Origin of the sequence: Streptomyces sp. VTCC 41912 (genome assembly GCF_045799175.1) — a bacterium.
Classification (GTDB): domain Bacteria; phylum Actinomycetota; class Actinomycetes; order Streptomycetales; family Streptomycetaceae; genus Streptomyces; species Streptomyces albulus_C.
In genome coordinates this window covers 238,556-257,479 of record NZ_JBJMAB010000004.1, presented here as the reverse complement: position 1 = coordinate 257,479, position 18,924 = coordinate 238,556, and the positions used below count along the sequence as shown (strand labels likewise).

Below are 18,924 nucleotides of genomic sequence, written 5' to 3'. Positions count from 1 at the left end.
CGACCGAACACCCCCGCTCTCTCACCCTCGCCGAATTGAGGGGAGATAACCACCAGAATTTTCACCTCATTTGACTTGGCATCAGGTATGGCGCGGCTTTGCACAAAGCTGCCCTGCTATTCACTCAACTGGGCTTCAGTGGGCTTCGGGGCTGTGCCTTACTGGGGTGCACTACGCGCGTTGCGCGTTTCCCCCACCACGTCAGGAGAGTCCCGGTGCGCCCCACTCGCCGTCTCGTGCCCGCCCTGACCGCAGGCGCTTTGGCCGCGGTAGGTGCCTTCGTGCCCGCCACCGCTCATGCGGCCAGCCCCTTCTCCCTGGTGATCCTGCCGGACCAGAAGGAGGGCCCGATCTACGACTTCGTCAACTCGGCCAAGAAGTCGGTCGACGTGACGATCTACGAACTGCGTGACACCACCCTCGTCAACGCCCTGGTCAAGAAGGAAAAGGCCGGCGTGAAGGTCAGGGTGGTCTTCGACTCCCAGCACAAGTCCATCGACGGCGCCGCCTACAAGGCGCTGTCCGCGGCCGGCGCCGGGGTGACGTATTCGTCCTCGGCGTACGTGTACACGCACCAGAAGACGATCACCGTCGACGGCACCAGGGCGTACGTCAGTACCGGAAACTTCGACACGAAGTACTACGCGACCTCGCGTGACTACGGGGTCTTCGACGCCGACAAGGCCGATGTCGCGGCGATCGAGAAGGTCTTCGACGCCGACTTCCGGAAGTCCTCCGTCACTCCGTCCGACGGCACCGACCTGGTCTGGTCGCCGACCGACTCGCAAAGCCACCTCCTGGCCCTGATCAAGGGCGCGAAGCACACCCTCGACGTCCAGCAGGAGGAATTCGGCGACGCCGCCCTGGTGAATGCCGTCGTGGCGGACGCGAAGCGCGGCGTCGCCGTGCGCGTCGTCGCCGAGAACCAGTCCTCGAAGTACAGCAAGCAGCTGAAGAAGGTCACCGCCGCGGGCGGCAAGGTGACCACCTACACGAGTTCCACGGGTTACTACATCCACGCCAAGGCGATCGTCACCGACTACGGGACGGCCGCCGCGAAGGTGTTCGCCGGGTCGGAGAACTTCTCCAACAATTCGCTCAACAACAATCGCGAACTCGGCCTCATCGTCAGCGACTCCGCGGTGGTCAGCGGAATCGAGAAGGCATTCGACGCGGACTTCCACAAGAGTTCCGGCAGGGCCTGAGCCGCGCGGTTTCCCGCTTGCCGGCCGGGCTTCGACCAGGCCGGCACGCGGGCCGGCCCCCGACGGCCCTACGCGTGGTTGGCCTCGTGCTCGGGGACGTCGACCGGCGCGACCGTGGCCGGCGAGGACGTCGGGCGCGTGGCCACGATGAGCACGGCCAGCCCGGCGAAGAGGACCGCGGCGATGACGCCGGTGACGTGCAGGCCGGCCGTGAACGCCGCCCGTGCGGTGTGCAGCAGGTCCGCGCCTTGGCCTGCGGGCAGGTGCCGGCTGGCGGCGACCGCGCCGGCCAGCGAGTCGGAGCTCCCGTGCGTCCGGCTGCGGTAGACGCCCGCGGCCACCAGTCCGAGCAGCACGAAGCCGAGCGATCCGCCGAAGTAGTTCCCGGTCTCCGACAGCGACGCCGCCGAACCGGCGCGCTCCGGCGGTACGGAGCCGACGATCCGCCCGGTGCCCAGCGCGAAGAGCGGACCGGTGCCCGACGCCAGGACGGCGATGGCGGTCATCACCACCGGCAGGGCGCGCGCCCCGTCGACGCCGACCAGCAGCAGGCCGCCGAGCGCCGACACCGCCAACCCGCCGGCGATCGCGGTCGTCTGCGGCATCCGCCGGGCCAGTGCGGGTGCCAGCGTGGTGCCGACCGCCACCCCCAGGCCCATGGGCGCGAACAGCAACGCCGACGCCATCGGCGAGAAACCCAGCACGCTCTGCAGGTACTGGGTCACCAGCAGGCCCGTCCCGGCCATGGCGACGCCGGCGAGGACCAGCGCGACGAGGACGGCCGCCACCGGACGGTTGCGGAACAGCCGCACGTCCAACAGCGGGGTGGGGAGCCGTAGTTGACGGCGCACGAACAGCGCTCCGGCGGCCGCGCCGACGAGGAGGACGAGCGCCGGCACGACCGGCCGGGTCTCGACGGTGAGCTGCTTGGCGCCGTAGACCACCAGCAGCGCGGCCACGAGCGACAGCCCGACGCTGGGCAGGTCCAGCCGGCCGGCCCGGTCGTCGCGGAACTCCGGCAGCAGGACCGGCCCGGCGAGCAGCAGCAGGGCCATCGCCGGCACGGCGGCCAGGAACACCGATCCCCACCAGAAGTGCTGGAGCAGGAATCCGGCGAGCACCGGCCCGAGCGCACCGCCGGTGAACTGGCAGGTCGCCCAGATCGCGATGGCCCGCCCGCGCTGCCGTCCGTCCCGGAACATGTTCGTGAGCAGGGCGAGGGTGGACGGCGTCAGGGTCGCGCCGGCGACGCCCAGCAGGGCCCGTGCCACGATCAGCATCAGCGGGCTGGTCGCACAGGCGGCCACGACCGACAGCACCGCGAACGCCGCTCCGCCGCTCAGGAGCAACCGGCGGCGGCCGATCCGGTCGCCGAGCGTCCCCATCGTGATGACCAGGGAGCCCACCATGAGTCCGTAGCTGTCGCTGATCCACAGCTGCTGGATGTTGGTGGCGCCCAGGTCGGCGCTCAGCTGTGGGAGCGCGAGGAGCAATGCCGTCATGTCCATGGAAACGAGCAGTGTCGGCAGCATGAGGACGACCAGTCCCAGCCACGCCCGGTTGACTCGCATGTTCGAAACTCCCTGTTCTCTCGTGGTTCCGCCGGTCCGTCGGAGCGGCCGGCAGCTTCTTGACATCGCTGCGGACGGACATCGCCGCGGACGGGACTTTCCGCCGCGCCTGTCGGGGCGGGGGCGGACCTTGGAGCGGCGGCGTGGATGCGCGCCATGCGGGTGGTGCGGGCGGTGTGTGCGGGGCCGCTGCGAAATCCCGTGCAAAAGTTCCGGCGGGGGACGTCAAGAAGACGACGGCGGCTCCGACCGACCGGTGGCAGGCCCCGCACGGGGCTCGCGACCCACCAGGAGTACGAGGAGTACGACATGCAGTTCCTGATCAGCATGCACATCAACCCGGCCGTGCTGGACGCGTTGACCGACGAGGAGAAGGCGGCGATCGGCGAAGGCCACGGCCGGTTCATCGCGGCCCTGAAGGAGTCCGGCGAACTGATCACCACGCAGGCGCTGGTCGACCCGTCGCAGGCGGTGGTGGTGTCCGTGCGCAACGGCCAGCCGGTGGTGACCGACGGCCCCTTCCTGGAGTCCAAGGAGTACCTGGGCGGCTTCTACCTGATCGACTGCGAGGACAAAAAGCGGGCGATCGAGCTGGCCGCGCAGATCCCGGACACCGCGATCGCGGGGCTGGGGGTCGAGGTGCGGCAGGTGATGTTCGCCGACGGACAATTGGAGGCATGACAGCGCACGACTTCGAGGACCTGCTGCGTGCGCTCGCGCCGCAGGTCCTCGGCACGTTGGTACGTCGGTACGGCCAGTTCGAGGGGTGCGAGGACGCCGTGCAGGAGGCGGTGCTCGCCGCCACCGTGCAGTGGCCGGCCGACGGCGTGCCGACCCACCCGCGCGGCTGGCTGGTGACCGTCGCCTCCCGGCGCCTCATCGACCAGCTGCGCAGCGACCGCGCCCGTCGCGAGCGCGAGTCGGCGACGGCCACCGAGGTGGTGCCCGAGGACGTGCCGGACACCGACGACTCGCTGGTGCTGCTGTTCCTGTGCTGCCACCCGACGCTGACCGCCGCCTCCCAGACCGCCCTGACGCTGCGCGCGGTCGGCGGCCTGACGACCGCCGAGATCGCCCGGGCCTTCCTGGTGCCGGAGGCCACGATGGCGGCCAGGATCAGCCGGGCCAAGCAGCGCATCAGGGCGGCCGGCAGCGCGTTCGTCCTGCCGGAGGGCGCGGAGCGGGAGGAGCGGCTGCGGGTCGTCCTGCACGTGCTCTACCTGATCTTCAACGAGGGCTACACGGCCTCCTCGGGCAGCGAGCTGCACCGCGCGGACCTCGCGCACGAGGCGATCCGCCTGGTCAGGATGGTGCACGCGCAGCTGCCCGACGACGGCGAGGTGACCGGGCTGCTGGCGCTGATGCTGCTGACCCACGCCCGTCGGGAGGCCCGGACGACGCCGGCCGGTGACCTGGTGCCGCTGGCCGAGCAGGACCGCGGGGCCTGGGACCGGGCGCTGATCGACGAGGGGCTGGAGCTGGCCAAGGCGTCGCTCGCGGGCCCGGCACTCGGGCCGTACCAACTCCAGGCCGCCATCGCCGCCACGCACGCCGCCGCGGCGACCGCCGACGAGACCAACTGGCCGCAGGTGCACGCGCTCTACCTGATCCTGGAACGGATCGCGCCCAACCCCATGGTCACCCTCAACCGCGCGATCGCACTCGCCGAAACCGAGGGGCCGCGGGCCGGTCTGGCCCTGCTGGCCACGTTGGACGACGACGCGCGGATGGCCGGGCACCACCGGCTGCTGTCCGTGCGGGCCCACCTGCTGGAGCAGACCGGCGACACGGCCGGCGCGCACGCGCACTACCGGCGCGCCGCGAAGTCCACCGCCAGCCTCGCCGAACAGCGCTACCTGGAAGCCCGGGCCCGCCGGACCCAGGCGTAGCGCGGCGCCGGGTGCCGCGCCGCCCCCTCCCGGAATGTCCCCATGGGACACATGTCCCGATGGGACACAACGGGTGTACCGTGGCAAACATGACGGTGCCGGAACCTTCCCCGGACGCCGCCGGCGCCCCCGCCGAGGACCGCCGGCGGCGCAGGGAACGGCGGACCCGCAGGGCACTGGCCACCGCGGCACTCGACCTGATCCTCCAGCGCGGCCTCGCCGACACGACGGTCGAGGCGATCGCGGAACGCGCCGACGTCACGCGGCGCACCTTCAGCCGGCACTTCGCCGGCAAGGAGGACGCCGCCCTCGACTTCGTCCGGGGCGACGGCGACCGCATCAACGCCCTGCTGCGCATCCGCCCCGCCGCCGAGCCGCCGCTACTGGCCTACCGCAGGGCCGTCGGTGCCTGGCTCGCCGACGAGCAGAGCCCCGGCTGGCACCTCCAGCCCAAGACGCGGCGCCTGCTCGCCCTGGTGGACCGCGAGCCGGCGCTCTTCGCCGCGTACGAACGCATCCGGGTCGACGCGCACCGGGAATCGATCCGGATCCTCGCGGCCCGCCTCGGCACCGACGAGCACGACATGCGCCCGGCCGTGGTCGTCGAGGCGTCCGCCGGCGTCCTCAGCGCCGCCCTGCGCGTCTGGGCCCACGCCGCGGACGCCGGCGAGCCGCCCGCGAACGACCTCGCCGCCCTGGTGGAGGGCGCCTACGACGCCCTGGCCCACGAGGCCGCCGCCGGCGGCCGGCCGACCGACTTCCCGTAGCGGTGCGGGCGCCCCTGGGCGGGCGCCCGTTCCGCCCCCTCCCCTCCCCTCCCCTCCCCCGCACCACCACGCAGGAAAGAACCCCGTCATGAAGGCCCTCCAGTACCGCACCATCGGCGCTCCGCCCGAGGTCGTGCACGTTCCCGATCCGACGCCCGGCCCCGGCCAGGTGCTGCTCAAGGTCACCGCCGCCGGCGTGTGCCACTCCGACTTCGCCGTCATGAACCGCCCCGCCGAGGGCTTCCCCTACCCGCTCCCGCTCACCCTGGGCCACGAGGGCGTCGGCACGGTCGCCGCGCTCGGCCCGGGCGTCACCGCGGTGCAGGAGGGCGACGCCGTCGCCGTGTACGGCCCGTGGGGGTGCGGAACCTGCGCCAAGTGCGCGGAGGGCAAGGAGAACTACTGCCTGCGCGCCGACGAACTCGGCATCCGTCCGCCGGGTCTGGGCGCGCCCGGAGCCATCGCCGAGTACCTGGTGGTGGACGACCCTCGGCACCTGGTGCCGCTCGGCGGACTCGATCCGGTCGCCGCCGTACCGCTCACGGACGCGGGGCTGACCCCGTACCACGCGATCAAGCGGTCGCTGCCCAAGCTGACGCCCGGGTCCACCGCGGTGGTCATCGGCGCCGGTGGCCTCGGGCACGTCGCGATCCAACTGCTGCGCGCCCTGACCCCGGCCCGCGTCGTCGCCCTCGACGTGAGCGACGACAAGCTGCGGCTGGCCCGCGAGATGGGCGCCCACGAGGCGGTCCGGTCCGACTCCGGGGCCGCGGACGCGGTGCGCGAACTCACCGGCGGGATCGGCGCGCAGGCCGTGTTCGACTTCGTCGGGGCGGCGCCCACCGTGGCCACGGCCGCGGCGGTCGCCGCCATCGAGGCCGACGTCAGCCTGGTCGGCATCGGCGGCGCCGCCCTGCCGGTCGGCTTCGGCCAGCTGCCCTTCGAGGTGTCGGTCAGCGCACCGTACTGGGGAAGCCGGGGCGAGCTGCTGGAGGTGTTGGCGCTGGCCCGCTCCGGTGCGGTCTCCGTCCACACCGAGACGTTCTCCCTGGACGACGCGCCACTGGCCTACGAGCGGCTGCACGCCGGTCTGATCGACGGTCGTGCGGTGATCCTGCCGAACGGCTGACCGCCTACGGCGGGCGGGCGGCGGGGGTCCCGGTGCTCCCTCAGTTCCCGGCGACCGGCGGGCGGCCCTCCCGCTCCAGCCACGTGGAGAGGCTGAACAGTCGCCACAGCAGGCGCCAGTCGAACTTCTCCAGGTCGGCGAGGGCCCCGTCGCGCAGGATTCCGAGGTCGGTCAGCGGGCCGTCGACGATGGCGGCGGAGAAGTCGGGCCAGTTGTCGGTCATCCAGTCCGAGTACGAGAAGTGGTCGTCGAAGCCGACCTTGCGCTCGGTGAACTCCCCGGCCAGTGGCGTGCCGCGGAAGACGCCGCGGAGCAGGTGCTTGGGCGCGTCCGGGCGGATGCGCCGCTCCACCGGCAGGCTGAAGACGCCCGCCACCAGGTCGATGTCGAAGAACGGCGAGCGGACCTCCACGCCGCGGGCGATCCCGTTCTCGTCCGTCGCGCGGAAGTTGTCGTAGGTCATCAGCCGGAACAGGTCGAGGGCCTGTCCGAACAGCACCGGGTCGCGGTGCTCGGCCGTCGAGTAGGGGAACGGGCGGTCCAGGACGTCGCCGAGCGCCGCGGTGCGGGGCGCGACGGCGTCGCTGCCGAAGTCCGTCACGAACTTGTGCCAGCCGGCGGTGCGGTTCCAGCGTTCCCACAGCGACATGGCCATCCACTCCTCGGTGGTGGCGTCCACCGCGTCCGCGCGCAGCGCGGCGTAGCGGACGTAGCCGCCGAACACCTCGTCCGCGCCGTGGCCGCCCAGGAGCACGGCGGAGTGCTCCCGCGCGGCGCGGTGCAGGGCGTCGTTGTGCAGCACCAGCGGCTCCGCGGCGGGTGCGTCGAGGGTGTCGTTCAGCAGGTCCGCGGTGGCGTCGAGCGACGGGATGCGGAACGGCACCTCGTGCAGGTCGACGCCGAACTTCCGCGCCAGGGCGCGGGCCCGACGCAGGTTCTCGTCCTCGTCGGGGCAGCGGGCCGAGAACACCGTGACGGCCGCCGCGGGCTCCGCGTGCTCCAGTGCCGCCTTGAGCACCGCGGAGGAGTCGATGCCCCCGGAGAACCCCACGGCGACCGGGCGGTCCGCGACCAGGGCGCGGCGGTGCGCCTGGTCGATGAGTTGGCCGATCTCGGTCTCGTCGGCGGGGGCGGCCCGCAGGCCGGACACCGGGGTGAGCGGGGCCGCCGCGCGCGGGCCGGCGGCGCCGGGGGCGATCCGGAGCACGCCGCCCGCCGGCACGGACCGGACGTCCTGGTACAGCGTCCGGTCCCCCGGGAGGCGGCCCAGGCCCAGGAAGGCCAGGGCGTTGGCCGGGTCGAGGCGGAGGGTTTCGCCGCGCAGGCACGCGGTGAGGCAGCGCAGCTCCGAGGCGAAGGCGAACAGGTCGGGCGAGTCGTAGTAGTACAGGGGGCGCTCGCCGAGCCGGTCGCGGACCAGGGTCAGTTCGTGGGCGGTGGAGTCCCACACGGCCAGCGCGAACGGCCCGCGCAGGTCCTCGAAGGCCGCGGTGCCGCGCTCGGCGCAGAGTTCCAGGGCCACCTGGAGGTCGCCGGGGGGCATCCGGCGGCGCCGGTCGGCGGGCAGCCGGTGGCTGAGTTCCCGGTAGTTGAGCACCTCGCCGTTGCCCACCATCACCAGCGCGCGCTCGCAGTCGAAGAGCGGCTGGCGGGCGTCGTCGACGGCGATGACGGCGTGCCGGGCGGAGTGCAGGGAGATCCAGTCGTCGCTGAAGGCTCCCGTTCCGTCCCGGCCCCGGTGGGCCAGGGATGCACCGAGCGGCACGGCCATGGCCCGGTGGTCGAGGGAAGGGCGTCGTTTCAGCAGGATGCCGCCGATGCCGCACATGGTGATCTCCTTGTCAGTCCGTGAGTGCGGCTTCCTTGGCGGGCCGCAGCGCTCTTCCGCAACGTTTTCGGGGGTGGGCGGACGGGCGGACCCCGCGGGTCAGGCGTACCGTCCGAGGTCGCCGTCGGCGCCGAGCCGGCCCGCCGCCGCCACCAGCGCGGGCCAACTGCGGGTCAGCGCCGCGAACTCCCGCACGGCGTCGGCCACGTACTGCCCGGTCGTGTCCGCCGCCTCCTCCAGGGCCGCGACGCGGACGTCGAGGCGGCTCCGGACGTCGCCCGACGCGGCGGCGGCCGCCTCGCGGTAGATCTCGACGAACGCGGACGGGATGGCCGCCGTGCGCTCCGCGCCGCGCTCCACGGTGTCGAGGAGGAACTCCGCGTACGCCGCCGAGTCGAAGTGCTGCCCGTCGGGCAGCAGCAGGTCGCGCTGGGTCATCAGGGCCTCGTTGAAGGCGTTCCAGTGCTTGCGCAGCACGGCGTAGCGCAGTTCGGCGCGGGCGTACCAGCCGAGGTGTGCGGCGCTGCTCTGTTCCGCCCGCCACGGCTCGTAGTGGTGGTCGGCGGTCAGGTCGTGGTGCCAGACGGGGAGTTCGAGCTGGTAGAGCAGTCCCTTTTGGAAGTAGTCGCTGCCCAGCACCCCGACCGCGGGCATCTCCGGGATCCACTCGTGGACGCGGCGCAGGGCGGCGATGCCCATCTCCACGACGCCGGTGTGGTCGCGGTGGGCCGGCACCCCGCCGTGCGCGACGACCTCTTCGGGCCGGGCCGGGGCCGCGGGCCGGGCCACCCGGGTCTCGGCCGGGGAGAGCCGGCTCAGGGCGTCGATGCGGTCGACGAACTCCTCGGAGCGGTCCAGCAGGTCGCGGCGGTCGCGGGTGGGGCGGCCGGTGAGGGACGAGCCGACGCAGTACGCACCCTTGCTCCCGGCCGCGTCGCCCCCGTCGAGCAGTTCCGCCTCGATCCGCAGCGGAGAGGCGCCGGATGCGGGGTCGACGTGGGTCACCTGGTCGCTGTCGCGCCGGTGCAGGGTCCGCGCGCCCAGGTACGCGGCGACCAGTGCGGCCTTGTTGGGGCCGGCGCCGTAGGAACCGGTCGGCTTGCACAGGGCGCCTTCCGCCACGGTGCGTTCGGCCGGCGGGAGCGCGGCGGTCGCGAGGAGGTCGTGGACGAAGCGGGTCCATCCGTCCGCGCCCAGCACGTGCACCGGTACGCCGGCGGTCGCGGCGGCCGCCTCGGCGACCTGGCGGTTGGCCCGGGAGACCGGCGGCGGGCAGTCGTCCACCACCAGCATCGTCACCTGCTGGCGCGCCGCCTCGGGTAGCGCCGCGACCTCGGCGGCGACGGAGCGGAAGGCCGCCTCGAAGGGGCGGTTGGTGGGCAGGTACACGAGCCGTCGCACGGGGCGCGGCGCGCCGCTCCCGGCCCTCGGTTCCGGTGGGGTGTGCATGGTGGGTGACGCAGCCTCTCAGGACGTCGGTGGGAAGGGGTGGGGGTGGCTCACCCGTGGTGGGCCGGCTGCGGGACGCCGGCCAGTGCCCGGGCGCGGTGCTCGAACCGCACGGCGGTGTCCACCCATGCCTCCGCCGCCGGTGCGGCCGGATCGATGGCGGGCGCGAACATCTCCTGGAGCCGGACCACGGGGGCGGGGTGCTTGCGGGCGAAGTGGGCGAGGTTCGCGCGCCATTCGCGGTACATCGACGCGGAGACCGGGGAGCGGTGTTCGTGGTAGACGGCGGCACGGGTGCTGTAGCGCATCCGGACGCCGTCCTGAACGAGCCGGTACCCCAGCTCGGCGTCCTCCAGGCCCCAGCCGTGGAACTCCTCGTCGAAGCCCCCGACGGCGGCCAGTCGGTCGCGCCGCACCGAGGCGTTGCAGGTCCACAGGTAGTGCCAGGCGGTGCGCAGGTCGCTCAGCTCGCCGCCCAGCGCCGCGAGGACCGGTTCGCGTTCGTCGCCGCGCACCACCTCCGGCAGCGCCCCGAGGCTGAACCCGCGGGCCAGGCGCGCCAGGTCGAACGTGCCCTCCCCCAGTTGGTGGCGCCGGCCGACGACCAGCAGGTCGTCGGCGGTGCCGTGCGCGCGGACGTGCTCCGCCAGGAAGTCGGGGCCCACGACCTGGTCGGCGTCGAGCGTCACGACCAGGCTGCCGGTGGCCAGGGCCAGTCCGATGTTGCGCGCCCGGGCGCGTCCCGATGCCGAGGTACGGGGCTCGTGGACGTAGCGCAGGTCCAGGCGGGAGGCGAAGGAGTCGACCATCGGGCCGGTGCCGTCCGTGGAACCGTCGTCGATGACGAGCACCTCGAACGACCCTTTTCCTTGCGGTCGTTGGTGCGTCAGCGACAGCAGGCACGCCTCCAGCGTGGCGCACGCGTTGTAGGCGGGGATGATGACGCTGACGTCGACGGGGCGGTGCTCGGTGGCCGGCGGCCGGGCGTGCTCGGTCATGCCGTCCGCCGTTCCGTGCCGAGGTCTGCGGTGGCGTCCGGCGCGGTGGCGGTCCCCGGCTGCGGGACGGTGGCCGGTGGCTGCGCCCCCACGGCCGCCAGCGCCGCCTCCACCGACTCGGCGACGACGAGTTCCTTGACCACCGTGGGACTGGCGAGCCCGGCATCCACCAGGTGCGCCTGGACGAACTGCACGAACGCCTGCCACAGGCCGGTGCCTTCGGGTTGGACGAGCACCACGGGGAAGCGGTCGAGCCGGTCGGTGTCGTGGTGGACCAGGACCTCGAAGAGCTCGTCGAACGTGCCCACCCCGCCGGGGAAGACGAACAGCGCGTCGATGTCGTGGGTGAGGAGCAGCTTGCGCAGCGCGAAGGTGCCGACGGTGAGCGAACGGTCCTCGTCGAGCACCGTGTCGGGCACTTCGCCGGGGATCTCGATGCGCACCGCCCGGGACAGCGTGGTGCCGCTGCCGTCCCGGACGGCCTGCATGATCCCGGGGCCGCCGCCGGTCACGGTCGTCCAGCGCCGGGCGGCGAGGGCGGCGCCCAGTTCCCTGGCCATCTGGTAGGCCGGCTCGTCCCGTTCGGCGCGGGCCGAGCCGAACACCGTGGCGACGCGCGCCGGTGCCATGGTGCGGGAGGTCCGGCTCCACTCCCGTGCCCCGTCGACCTCGCCGGCGAGCGAGTGCAGGGTGGTGAGGAGGGCGGATCGGGTGCGTGCGGTGGTCGGTTCGGTCATGACGCTGTTGCCTCCGTCGTCGGCTCGACCGCGCTGCGGCGAGCGGCCAGGTCCGCGGCCACGACCGCGGCCACCTCGTGCGCCCCGTCGAAGGGGGCTCCCAGGTCCGGCGTCTCGGGGTTTCCCACCGCGTGCCGGGCCAGTCGTGCGTAACGCGCCGCGTATCCGTCGTCGCGGCCGAGCCGTCGGTTGACCTCCTGGACGGCGACGGCCTTCGCCGCCTCGGGTGCCCCCTCGGCGATGCCGTCGTAGGGCGCGGTGAGGAACGGCCACAGGTCGTGGGCCGAGCGGGCGGACAGGTGTCGGCAGATGAGGACTTGGCTCCAGTTCTGTGGGGGCAGCGGGATGTAGGGCCGGCCGGCTCGGGACACCTCGACGAGGGTGGTCATCCCGGGGGAACTGAGCACCACGTCGCACCGCCCCAGCGCCGTGTGGAAGTCCGCGGCGGACAGCTGGCGCACCGGCACCCCGGCCCGCAGGGTGAACGCGCCGTTGGCGTGGTTCATGGCGGCGGTCATCTCGACGGCCGAGTCGTCCCGCACGGCGGCCAGCAGCCGCTCCACCAGTGCCAGGTACACCCGGCCGGAGGTGTGTCCGGCCGGGTTGCCGAGGCCGCCGAGCTGCACCAGCACCCGGGGGCGGCCCGGGCCCCGCGCGGCGGTCCCTCCGGGCGGGCCCGCCGGGGCGGGGACCGTCGGCGGCGCGGCGGGGGGCCGGGCGACGATCCCGGAGACCGGGATCACGTCGCGCAGGCCGAGCCGGGCCAGGTGGGCGACGCTGCCGAAGAGGTCCTGCGCGAGGTAGGCGCGGACCCGGTGCAGCGGGCTGTCCGGCGGCACGTCGGCCGCCGTCCACATGAAGCCGAGGCTGTCGACGTAGTACGTGCGGGCGGCCAGGCGGTCCGTGCCGATCAGCTCGGGGGCCAGCACGTTGACCACGGCGTCCGCGGATCGCAGGGCCGGTGGGTCCTGTCCCGGCGGTGGGTCGTCCAACGGGCGGGCGGCGGCGTCCGGTTGCGCGGCGAAGAAGTCGAGCGCGGAGTCGGTGCCGTAGTACGCCACGTCCAGGTGGTGGTCCCGGGCCAGCACCTGGCCGATGCTGTACGCCTTCGAGGAGGGCCCGAAGCCGAAGGGCGTGGCCACCACCGCCACCCGGGCCCGGCCGCCGACGAGCGGTGAGCGCAGGGTCATGGGGCCTCCTTGGCGGGCTGCGGGCTGCGGGCGACGTCCTCGGGCGAGCGGTTGACGAAGTCCACCGAGACTCCGTCCGGGGCGATCCGGAAGCGCGAGAAGTGGCCGGTTTCCCAGCGCAGCGCGCGCACTCCGCGCAGGTCCGCGCCCAAGGCCCGCTCCAGCAGCCAGTGGTGCGGTCCGCCGTGCCCCACCACCAGCACGCGCCGGCCGGGGTGGCGGGCGGCCAGGGTGGCGAAGAACTCCAGGACCCGGTCGCGGGCCTGTTCGTAGCTCTCCTCGCCGTCGACCGTGCACAGGTCGCTGTTGCCGGTCAGGACCCGGTCGGCTTCGGGGCCGAGGCGTCGTCGTACGTCGTCCAGGTCGACGCCGGCGAAGCCGTGGAAGACGCGTTCGCGCAGGGCGGCTTCCTGCTGCACCTCGACGTCGAGTGCGGCGGTGACCAGCGCGGCCGTTTCCCGGGCACGCAGGAAGTCGGAGGCGTACACCGCGTCGGGTGCGAACCGTTCGACGGCTCCTCGGGCGGACCGCGCCTCGTCGCGTCCGCGGGCGGACAGCCCCATCGCGTACGGGTCGGGGTAGGTGTCGCTCGGGTAGTCCGGGGCGCCGTGCCGAAGGAACAGCACGTCCACGTCCTCGGTGGCCTCGGGCTCGGTCCCGGCTTCCTGCGCGGTGAGTTCGAGGAGGTCCAGGACGTCGTCCGCGACCTCCTCGGGTTGCTTGTCGTGGATGCCGAGCAGCAGGCCGGCGGGGCGGAACTGCTGGTGCAGCTCGCGGACCCGGTCCTCGTCCATGCGCGCCAGCGGGTCACGGGCGTTGTTGCGGTCCAGCAGGTCGGTCAGCGTGCCGTCCAGGGTGATCGTCACCAGGCGCATGCCCTTCCGTTGGAAGCGCAGTTCCTGGGCGGCCAGGAAGTCCACGTCCTCGAAGACGCCGTCGATCACGGGGGTGAAGCCGCTGTCGAGGTAGGACAGGGCCAGGTCGAGGCAGCCGAGCTCGGAGGCCACGAGGGTGAAGTCGCTGAAGTCCCGGGGCCGGGCCATGTACCGGACGGAGTCGTTGGAGATCCGGACGGCGGGGACCAGAGAGTCCCGCAGCAGGGCGGCGGTGGTGGTCTTGCCGGAGCCGGGCAGACCGCGCAGCAGCAGCGCGATGCGGTTCATCGGGGTGGTTACCTTTCCTGGACGAGATGGTGTCGGTGCGCCACGACGGCCTCGGCCACCTGGGAAACGGCTGCATCCGTCAGGTACTTCGAGGTCGGAACGCTGAGGATCCTGGGCGCCAGCGCCTCTGCCTTCTTCGGCCACGGGTGTGGTGCGCTCGGCAGCACGCGCCGGAACAATCCGTACTCAGGGTAGGTCTTCTTCCAGACCACGCGGGCGAGGACGCCGCGGGCCGCGAGCCCGGTGCAGAACTCCGCGGCGTCGGCGGTGCTGCGGGCCACGAACAGGGTGTGTGACGCCGCGTCCCCTTCCGGGCGCGAACTGTCCAGGACCGGTGTGTCGGCGCCGAGTTGCTCCCGCAGGCTGCTGCGCAGGCCCCGCTGCCGGGCCAGCGTCTGATGGAGCGTCAGGGCCTGGTCCATCACCAGGGCCGCCTGGAGTTCGGTCATCCGCAGGTTGTCCCCGACCAGGGCCCGTTCGTCGTCCCAGTCGGGCAGGCCGCCGTCGTGCCGGACGGCGCCCAGGTCCGCCATCCGGTACACCCGCTCCACGACCTCGGCGCCACCGGCGACCAGTCCGCCCTCGCCGGAGGAGATCTGCTTGGACTGTTGGAAGCTGGTGACGGCGACGTCGGCGAGCTCACCGGCCCGACCGTCCGCGGACGCCGCCCCGAGTGCCTGGCAGACGTCCTCGATCAGCGGGACGCCCAACCGGTCGCAGAGCTCCCGCAGCCGCCCCGCCGGCACGGCGTGCCCCTGCACGTGGACGACCATCACCGCGGCGACCGGTTCGTCCGGCGTTTCCAGCGCGGCCGTGTCGGGGGTGAGGGCGGTGTCCATGTCCATGGGGACGGGCACCGCGCCCACCGCGGAGACCGCCATCGCGCAGGCGATGAAGGAGTAGGCGCTGACCAGGACGCGGTCGCCGGGGCCGATGCCCAGGGCCCGCAGCGCCAGGCGCAGTCCGACCGTGCCGTTGGCCACCGCCGTGGCGGCCTCCTTGCGGAAGTACCCGGCGAAGTGGCGTTCGATGAGCGTGTTCGCGGACTCGCGGTCCCCCTCGACGTAGCGGAAGAGCTGGCCGTCGGCGAGGGTGGCCCGGAAGTGGGTGAGGGACTGCTGGTCCTCCCGCGACAGGTCGAAGAACTGGTGCGGATTGATCACCGTCATGAGGGTCGTCCAATCTTGACGAGAAGGGGTTCCACGGGCCGCCGGGTGCCGGTCACCACGCGGGTGTCGCGGCCCCGGAACATCGGCAGGGCGGACGGCGGGCGCGGATGCATCCGTTGGGCGGCCCCCAGGGCGTCCGTCAGCTGCGCGATGTGGTGGGGCGTTGCGGACCTTGCCGGGTAGAGCGGCACGCGGGTCCAACCGGCGCTGGAGCCGGGCAGCAGACCCGGGAGGCGGAAGTGCCTGGCCAAGTCACCGCCGGTGAAGCGCTCAACCGCCGCCCTGCGACTGGCGAGTTGGCGGTCCGCCTCGGCGACGGCGGCCGGGAGCAGGGGGTACAGGGGCGCCGGGAAGCGCGCGGGTGACGGGGGACGCGGCCGGTGCCGGTCCGACGTGTCGCCCCGCGCGACGGCACCGGACACCAGGTCGGCCGGGCCGAGGAGCGCACCGCCGGCCCCCAACGCGACCGGTTTGGACGGCCCGAACGAGGTGACGGTGAGCGTGCCGGTGGAGCCGGCCGGCACGCCCCGGGTCGTCGAGCCCCAGGTCTGGGCCACGTCCTCGATGACCGCCACGCCGCGCGGGACGGCCGCGACGATGCCGGGCACGTCGCACGGCAGCCCGTACTGGTGCACCGCGATGACCGCGCGGGTCCGTGCGGAGCACGCCGCCGCCACGTCCGGCGGGTGCAGGGTCAAGCCCTCGCCGACGCCGACGAACACCGGCACCGCGCCGACCCGGACGACGGCCGCGGCGACGGAGTGGCAGCCGACGTCGGGCACCACGACCTCGGCGCCCGCGCCCACCTCCAGCACTTCCAGGGCCGCTTCCAGCGCCGCGCCGCCGGAGGCGCAGAACGCCGCGGCGGGCTGCCCCCAACGGTCCAGCAGGTCCCGGACCGCGGCGTCCACCACGGGGTCAGTCGAAGGCATGGCGCAGCCCCTTCCCCGCCTCGTGTGCACGGGCCACCCGGGCGTCCAGGTCCGCGCGCTCACGTGCCCGGAGGGCGGCCCGGTCCGCGGCGCCGCACCACACGTCGGCCCGCGGCACGCGTTCGCTGTGGAGCAGGTCCTTCAGCGCGTCGGGGCTGCCGTGCAGGTCCACCGTGCGCACCCCGCGGCCCGCCCACTCCTGCCGCAGTCCCTCCGTCAGCAGGTACAGCCCGGGCGAGTAGCGCCGGTAGTCCTCGTCGTAGGACCACTTCAGGCTCGCCAGCCGGTCCCCGACCCGGGCGTCCAGGCGGAAGGCGACCGGCCGCTCGCCGTCGAGGAGCAGGGCGGCCGTGACCTCGCCGGTGCCGACCAGGCGTCCGTAGAGCGCGTCCTGGCCGCCGCGCAGCCGCATGCTCTGTCCCTGACGGGCCTTCCACGAGCGGTCGTCGACCGCGAGGACGTGTGCGAAGGCGCCCGCACCGGACGTTCCGGGCCGTAGCGTCAGGCCGTCGCGCTCCACCAGGCGTCGTTTCCGGCGCAGTTGGGAGGAGCCGCGCGCCAGGGCGCGTTCCCACAGGTCGGCGCCGTCTCGGGACCAGTCGATCAGGGAGTTGGGCGGGCGGCGCCAGACCGTGCACCCGGCGCGGGCGCAGGACTCGGCGTGCGCCGCGGCCACCAGGGGCAGGTAGACGGACGCGCCGGTGGCCCGGTGGACGGCCGTCACCAGACGGGCGAGGCGCTCCGCCTGGCCGTGCTCGGTCAGCACGGGCTCGTCGGCGCAGACCGCCGTGAGCACCGCGCCCTCGTCGGTGAAGGCGGCGATGCCGTCGGGCGCGAGGGCGACGACGACCCGATGGCCTGCGGCGCGCACCGCGCGGGCGTACCCCGGGGACTGCTGCAACCGTGTGCCGTGCCGCCGGTACGCCGTCGTCCAGGCTCCTTCCTGGGCCGGGGTGAGGGCGTCGAGGTCGACGATCCTGAGGTCGTGGACCGGCCCGGGGGGCGGGGCGGCCCGGGCCGGCGCGGGGCGGTGCCGCGCCGCGGGGGCCGCCCTGGGCGGGTCGGTGCCGGGGTGGGGTTCGGTCGGCCGGTCGGTGGCGGTCATCCGAACTCCCCCGCTCCCGCGCCCGGTTCGGTCGAGCGGCGCCACCGCAGTTGCGGGTAGGCGCAGGCACGGGCACCGAACCCGGTCATGAAGCGGTCGACGCCGGGCAGCACGCTGCCCTCGAAGTCGAACACGTCGGTGCCGGGCTGCCGGCCCGCCCACGCGATCGCCTCGTCCACCAGCAGGCTCGGCACCCCGCGGGCGCCCGCCCGGTCGAACCACGAGTGCATGAGGACCGCGGCGCCGTCGCAGAGCAGGACGAACACCTGGCCCCGGCAGGTCCCGTCGGGGTCCGTCGCGGCGAGGCACAGCGCCGGTTCGACACCGCCGACGCGCAGCCCGGACCTGCGCCGCGCGGCGACGGCGTCCGGCGGTTGGCCGACGACCGCGCGGGAGAAGTCGAACGCGTCGAGCGGGGCGGTCCGCACGGTGTGCTCCCGGGCCGCGGCCCGGATGTGGTTCCGGGCGGTGGCCACGTACCCCGTGCGGGGGTCGCGGTCGGCGTGCAGTTCCAGGACGCGGGTGTGCCGGCAGAGGAGTTCGGCCCCCGCCTCGGCCAGGGCGGCCGCCTCTCCGAAGCGCGGGTCCATCGGTATCTCCGCCGACTCCACCCGGTCCATGAGTGCCTGGGTCATCGACAGCACCGCCCGGTGGCGGTCGACGGGGTGCAGTTCCGGGTCCACCCACGGTGAGGCGTAGGGCAGGAGTCGGAAGGGACGGCGGGCGGCCGTTCCGTCGTCGTCCAGGGGGACCACCCAGGCGCCCGCCGTGCGGCCGCCGCGGGTCCGGCAGACGAGGTTGAGGGTCTGTCCGTAGAGTTCGGCCGCCGTCGGCGCGTTCCACACCTGCACGGGCAGGCCGGCGACGGCCTTGTCGAGCTCGTCGGGGGAAACGGTGTCAGTGTGCATGGGCGCCCTTCCGGACGGGCGGGGCCGGCTTCCCGGCGCCGGCGGGACGGGGGCTCACATCGCGTCGAGCAGCGCGAAGGTCTCCTGGAGGCTGGTGGGCACCTGGCCGTTGGCGGCGGCCATGTCCCGGGCCATGTGCAGTTCGGACGTGGTCCGGTCGCGCACCACGGCCGGGGCGCCCTGGCCCGTGACGATCGCCTCGTCGAGGTCCGAGTAGTGCGCGAGGGCCCAACTGGAACCGGTCGACGAGGCCAGCGCGCCGCGCAGGACGTCGGGGTCGACGCCGAGCGCCCGTCCGGTGCCGAGCGCCTGGAGCGCGGCGTGCCGGTTGCTGTAGAGGAGCCAGTTGTTGCAGAGCTTGACGGTCATCCCGGCGCCGGTGGGCCCGGCGTGCACCACGTTGTCGGCGTAGCGGTCCAGGACGGGTCCCACGGCGGCGACCTCCTCGGCCGTCCCACCCACGAACAGGGACAGCGAACCCTCGCGGATCAGACCGTTGCGCCGGCTGAGGGCGGCGTCCAGCAGGACGTGCCCCTGCCGCCGCACCTCCTCGGCCAGTTCGCGGACGGTCTGCGGGGTGAGGGTGGTGTGCAGCACCACGTGGGAGCCGGCGGGCGCCGCGGCGCACAGCCCGTCGGCGCCGAAGAGCAGGGCGCGCACGTCGTCCGGCCGCTTGACGACGACGAGGTGGACCGCGGCCGCACGGGCCGCCTCCGCCGCCGTCGAGCAGCGGTGGAAGTTCCCCGCCGCCAACGTCACGTCGGACACCGGGTCGTACACGTGCAGTGCGACACCGCGGGACACCAGGCACCGCGCGATGTCCGCGCCCATTTCGCCGAGACCGTACAAGGCAAGGTTGGCCACGTCGTGGTTCCTTTCGTGAA

General features: G+C 73.7%; 17 protein-coding genes. 5 read left to right on the top strand and 12 right to left on the bottom strand.

The window, feature by feature from the left end:
- Positions 1-281: 281 nt before the first annotated feature.
- Positions 282-1,205, top strand: a complete 924-nt coding sequence (locus ACJ6WD_RS08455) for a phospholipase D-like domain-containing protein (protein ID WP_233655608.1) — start codon at positions 282-284, stop codon at positions 1,203-1,205.
- Between the two features lie 68 nt (positions 1,206-1,273).
- Here the strand turns inward: ACJ6WD_RS08455 and ACJ6WD_RS08450 are convergent, their stop codons facing one another.
- Complete coding sequence (locus ACJ6WD_RS08450; RefSeq protein WP_376437108.1) at positions 1,274-2,776, bottom strand: MFS transporter; 1,503 nt, start codon at positions 2,774-2,776, stop codon at positions 1,274-1,276.
- Between the two features lie 309 nt (positions 2,777-3,085).
- Between ACJ6WD_RS08450 and ACJ6WD_RS08445 the strand changes: the two genes are divergently transcribed.
- The 4 genes from ACJ6WD_RS08445 to ACJ6WD_RS08430 all read left to right on the top strand — a co-directional run bounded on the left by ACJ6WD_RS08445 (position 3,086) and on the right by ACJ6WD_RS08430 (position 6,561).
- Positions 3,086-3,457, top strand: coding sequence for a YciI family protein (locus tag ACJ6WD_RS08445; RefSeq protein ID WP_407615416.1), 372 nt, complete (start codon positions 3,086-3,088; stop codon positions 3,455-3,457).
- Positions 3,454-4,665: an RNA polymerase sigma factor gene (locus tag ACJ6WD_RS08440; RefSeq protein ID WP_233655611.1), complete on the top strand. Its 1,212-nt coding sequence runs from the start codon at positions 3,454-3,456 to the stop codon at positions 4,663-4,665. Before ACJ6WD_RS08445 ends, ACJ6WD_RS08440 begins: the two co-directional genes overlap by 4 nt.
- Before the next feature lie 89 nt (positions 4,666-4,754).
- Positions 4,755-5,432, top strand: coding sequence for a TetR/AcrR family transcriptional regulator (locus ACJ6WD_RS08435; protein ID WP_407615415.1), 678 nt, complete (start codon positions 4,755-4,757; stop codon positions 5,430-5,432).
- Between the two features lie 88 nt (positions 5,433-5,520).
- Positions 5,521-6,561, top strand: coding sequence for an NAD(P)-dependent alcohol dehydrogenase (locus tag ACJ6WD_RS08430; protein ID WP_331248735.1), 1,041 nt, complete (start codon positions 5,521-5,523; stop codon positions 6,559-6,561).
- Between the two features lie 40 nt (positions 6,562-6,601).
- Here ACJ6WD_RS08430 and ACJ6WD_RS08425 read toward each other — a convergent pair whose 3' ends face one another.
- The 11 genes from ACJ6WD_RS08425 to ACJ6WD_RS08375 form a co-directional block, all read right to left on the bottom strand.
- Positions 6,602-8,389: an asparagine synthetase B gene (locus ACJ6WD_RS08425; RefSeq protein WP_331248734.1), complete on the bottom strand. Its 1,788-nt coding sequence runs from the start codon at positions 8,387-8,389 to the stop codon at positions 6,602-6,604.
- A 99-nt stretch (positions 8,390-8,488) separates the two neighbouring features.
- On the bottom strand, positions 8,489-9,790 hold the full coding sequence (locus tag ACJ6WD_RS08420; protein ID WP_233655615.1) for a DUF6271 family protein: 1,302 nt from the start codon (positions 9,788-9,790) through the stop codon (positions 8,489-8,491).
- Positions 9,791-9,888: 98 nt separating this feature from the next.
- Entirely contained in the window at positions 9,889-10,836 is a 948-nt protein-coding gene (locus ACJ6WD_RS08415; RefSeq protein ID WP_407615414.1) for a glycosyltransferase family 2 protein, read from the bottom strand.
- Positions 10,833-11,573 (bottom strand): TIGR00730 family Rossman fold protein, encoded by a 741-nt coding sequence (locus ACJ6WD_RS08410; protein WP_233655617.1) that lies wholly within the window; start codon positions 11,571-11,573, stop codon positions 10,833-10,835. The genes ACJ6WD_RS08415 and ACJ6WD_RS08410 overlap by 4 nt, the downstream gene beginning before the upstream one ends.
- Positions 11,570-12,763 (bottom strand): hypothetical protein, encoded by a 1,194-nt coding sequence (locus ACJ6WD_RS08405; protein WP_407615413.1) that lies wholly within the window; start codon positions 12,761-12,763, stop codon positions 11,570-11,572. The genes ACJ6WD_RS08410 and ACJ6WD_RS08405 overlap by 4 nt, the downstream gene beginning before the upstream one ends.
- Positions 12,760-13,926, bottom strand: a complete 1,167-nt coding sequence (locus ACJ6WD_RS08400) for a histidine phosphatase family protein (RefSeq protein ID WP_376437124.1) — start codon at positions 13,924-13,926, stop codon at positions 12,760-12,762. The genes ACJ6WD_RS08405 and ACJ6WD_RS08400 overlap by 4 nt, the downstream gene beginning before the upstream one ends.
- Before the next feature lie 8 nt (positions 13,927-13,934).
- Entirely contained in the window at positions 13,935-15,095 is a 1,161-nt protein-coding gene (locus tag ACJ6WD_RS08395; RefSeq protein ID WP_331248731.1) for a DegT/DnrJ/EryC1/StrS family aminotransferase, read from the bottom strand.
- Positions 15,092-16,027, bottom strand: a complete 936-nt coding sequence (locus ACJ6WD_RS08390) for a DegT/DnrJ/EryC1/StrS family aminotransferase (RefSeq protein ID WP_407615412.1) — start codon at positions 16,025-16,027, stop codon at positions 15,092-15,094. Before ACJ6WD_RS08390 ends, ACJ6WD_RS08395 begins: the two co-directional genes overlap by 4 nt.
- Entirely contained in the window at positions 16,014-17,132 is a 1,119-nt protein-coding gene (locus tag ACJ6WD_RS08385; protein ID WP_376445826.1) for a GNAT family N-acetyltransferase, read from the bottom strand. The genes ACJ6WD_RS08390 and ACJ6WD_RS08385 overlap by 14 nt, the downstream gene beginning before the upstream one ends.
- The gene (locus tag ACJ6WD_RS08380; protein WP_016572271.1) at positions 17,129-18,040 is read right to left on the bottom strand and encodes a hypothetical protein; all 912 of its coding nucleotides are present in this window, start codon (positions 18,038-18,040) and stop codon (positions 17,129-17,131) included. Before ACJ6WD_RS08380 ends, ACJ6WD_RS08385 begins: the two co-directional genes overlap by 4 nt.
- 54 nt (positions 18,041-18,094) lie before the next feature.
- On the bottom strand, positions 18,095-18,904 hold the full coding sequence (locus tag ACJ6WD_RS08375) for an NAD(P)-dependent oxidoreductase (RefSeq protein ID WP_407615411.1): 810 nt from the start codon (positions 18,902-18,904) through the stop codon (positions 18,095-18,097).
- Between the last annotated feature and the right edge of the window lie 20 nt (positions 18,905-18,924).